Source organism: uncultured Ruegeria sp. (assembly GCF_947500045.1).
Classification (GTDB): Bacteria; Pseudomonadota; Alphaproteobacteria; order Rhodobacterales; family Rhodobacteraceae; genus Ruegeria.
On record NZ_CANMQQ010000026.1, the window covers coordinates 1 to 2,500 of the forward strand.

1 tRNA gene and 2 rRNA genes (1 of these 3 cut by a window edge) are annotated in these 2,500 nt (G+C 53.5%); all 3 read right to left on the bottom strand.

The window, feature by feature from the left end:
• Window positions 1-164: 164 nt before the first annotated feature.
• A tRNA-Met gene (locus Q1B46_RS22020) sits at window positions 165-241 on the bottom strand.
• 125 nt (window positions 242-366) lie between these two features.
• Window positions 367-481: ribosomal RNA gene (rrf, locus tag Q1B46_RS22025) — 5S ribosomal RNA — on the bottom strand.
• Between the two features lie 180 nt (window positions 482-661).
• Window positions 662-2,500: ribosomal RNA gene (locus tag Q1B46_RS22030) — 23S ribosomal RNA — on the bottom strand (it continues 1,029 nt past the right edge of the window).

Below are 2,500 nucleotides of genomic sequence, written 5' to 3' on the forward strand. Positions count from 1 at the left end.
TTCGGTTTGGGAGTAGGGTTTGAGCGTTTGGCTTTCAGGTTATGAGCCTGACGAGGTTTGATCGTTGAGCAAACATTTGCTTCCACAGTGGTTCCATTTGTGTTGGCGCAAATAAGAACACCGCCCTTAGGCGGTGCGTAACATCTAATATTGCTTAGTATTTTTGGTTGCGGGAGTAGGATTTGAACCTACGACCTTCAGGTTATGAGCCTGACGAGCTACCGGGCTGCTCCATCCCGCGACACTTTTGGCCTGTCGCTTACGCTACTTGAGGCCCTGCGTTGGTCTAGCGCCAATTTGGCTATTTGAGACCTGGGTCGCACACGTTTGTTATCGTTTAGAGAGAAGTTTGAGGGCTTTTTCTAGGTTTGGCGGTGACCTACTCTCCCGGGGCTTAAGCCCAAGTACCATTGGCGCGGCAGTGCTTAACTTCCGGGTTCGGGATGGGACCGGGTGTTTCACTTGCGCTATGACCACCAAACCGAGGAAAAGCCCACGTCGCGATTTGCGAAGCAAACGCGACGGGTGGCAGGCAGCGTATTTGCGTGCAAATGCGCGTTGCCACTCGGTTGTATATTCAATCAACACCGCAGCGAGATGCTGCGAAGTTATCCATGTTTAATGAGGTGTATGTTTTTGATTTGTCTTTCCATTACTGGATCAAATCAAGCCTATCGGGCGATTAGTACCGGTCAACTGAACGCATTACTGCGCTTACATCTCCGGCCTATTGACGTGGTGGTCTTCCACGGCCCTCAGGGAGACCTTGTTTTGAGGGGGGCTTCCCGCTTAGATGCCTTCAGCGGTTATCCTGTCCGATCATAGCTACCCAGCACTGCCGTTGGCACGACAACTGGTCCACCAGTGGATCGTTCACCCCGGTCCTCTCGTACTAGGGGCAACTCCTCTCAAGTCTCCTACACCCACGGCAGATAGGGACCGAACTGTCTCACGACGTTCTAAACCCAGCTCACGTACCTCTTTAAACGGCGAACAGCCGTACCCTTGGGACCTGCTCCAGCCCCAGGATGAGATGAGCCGACATCGAGGTGCCAAACACTGCCGTCGATATGGACTCTTGGGCAGTATCAGCCTGTTATCCCCGGCGTACCTTTTATCCGTTGAGCGATGGCCCTTCCACTCGGGACCACCGGATCACTATGGCCGTCTTTCGACTCTGCTCGACTTGTCAGTCTCGCAGTCAGGCTGGCTTCTGCCATTGCACTCAACGAGCGATTTCCGACCGCTCTGAGCCAACCTTCGCGCGCCTCCGTTACGCTTTAGGAGGCGACCGCCCCAGTCAAACTACCCGCCACGCAGGGTCCCGGATCCGGATAACGGACCGCGGTTAGACATCAAGAGTGCGAAGGGTGGTATCTCAAGGGAGGCTCCACAAAGACTTGCGTCTCTGCTTCAAAGCCCACCACCTATCCTGCACATCACAATCCTGATGCCAGTGCGAAGCTGTAGTAAAGGTGCACGGGGTCTTTCCGTCTAACCGCGGGAAGCCTGCATCTTGACAGGCAATTCAATTTCGCTGAGTCGATGTTGGAGACAGCGGGGAAGTCGTTACGCCATTCGTGCAGGTCGGAACTTACCCGACAAGGAATTTCGCTACCTTAGGACCGTTATAGTTACGGCCGCCGTTTACCTGGGCTTCAATTCAAGGCTCTCACCTCTCCTTTTAACCTTCAGGCACCGGGCAGGCGTCAGACCCTATACGTCGTCTTGCGACTTCGCAGAGCCCTGTGTTTTTAATAAACAGTCGCCACCCCCTGGTTTGTGCCCCCAGCCCCTAGTTGCCTAGGAACCGGGCCTCCTTCTCGCGAACTTACGGAGGTATTTTGCCGAGTTCCTTCAACATCGTTCTCTCAAGCGCCTTGGTATTCTCTACCAGTCCACCTGTGTCGGTTTAGGGTACGGTCTTATAGGAGGGCTATTTCCAGGAACCTCTCAGCAGCCCATTCAATCCAATAAGGATGAACTACCTCTGAGATCCGTCACCACTCCACGGCCTAGGAATATTAACCTAGTTCCCATCGCCTACGCCTTTCGGCCTCGGCTTAGGGGCCGGCTTACCCTGCTCAGATTAGCTTTAAGCAGGAACCCTTGGACTTTCGGCGAGAGTGTCTCTCACACTCTTTGTCGCTACTCATGTCATCATTCTCACTAGTGATCTCTCCACGGGATCGCTCACGCGCCCGCTTCATCGAAAAGACTTGATCCTGCGCTACCGCCTATTCGGCTACTTGAGCGCGTTTACACACACCAAAATGACCGGCGGCAATACAGGATAAGTCTTATGTCACACTACGCTCTGCTACCGATGCTTACGCATCCCTAGACTTCGGCTCATGGCTTGAGCCCCGTTACATCTTCGCCGCAGGACAACTTATTTAGACCAGTGAGCTGTTACGCTATCTTTAAAGGATGGCTGCTTCTAAGCCAACCTCCTGGTTGTTTTGGTCGTCCCACTTGCTTTCCCACTTAGCCATGAATT